Source organism: Mesorhizobium sp. M4B.F.Ca.ET.214.01.1.1 (genome assembly GCF_004791545.1).
GTDB lineage: Bacteria > Pseudomonadota > Alphaproteobacteria > Rhizobiales > Rhizobiaceae > Mesorhizobium > Mesorhizobium abyssinicae.
The window spans coordinates 1-312 of sequence record NZ_SRUX01000225.1 but is presented as its reverse complement, the minus strand read 5'-3'; the positions used below and the strand labels follow the sequence as shown (position 1 = coordinate 312).

The following is a 312-nucleotide window of genomic DNA, read 5'->3' as shown; positions in this document are numbered from 1 at the left end:
ACCGCCGGCACCGGCTCGGAAGTGGGGCGCGCAGGCGTCATCACCAACGAGGAAACCCACACCAAGAAGGTCATCTTCCACCCGAAGCTCCTGCCCGCGATCGTCATCGCCGACCCGGAACTCTCGGTCGGCATGCCTGCCTTCATCACCGCCGGCACCGGCATGGACGCTTTAGCCCACTGCCTCGAGGCCTATTGCGCGCCGGGCTATCATCCGATGGCCGACGGCATCGCGGTGGAAGGGATCCGGCTGGTGTTCGAGAACCTGCCCAAGGCCTTCGCCAACGGCAAGGATCTGGTCGCCCGCGCGCAT

General features: G+C 66.3%; 1 protein-coding gene. It reads left to right on the top strand.

All coding sequences use genetic code 11. From position 1 onward, the window contains the following. Positions 1-312 (top strand): iron-containing alcohol dehydrogenase (locus EN857_RS33980; RefSeq protein ID WP_135897728.1); only part of this gene is annotated, 312 nt, incomplete at both ends.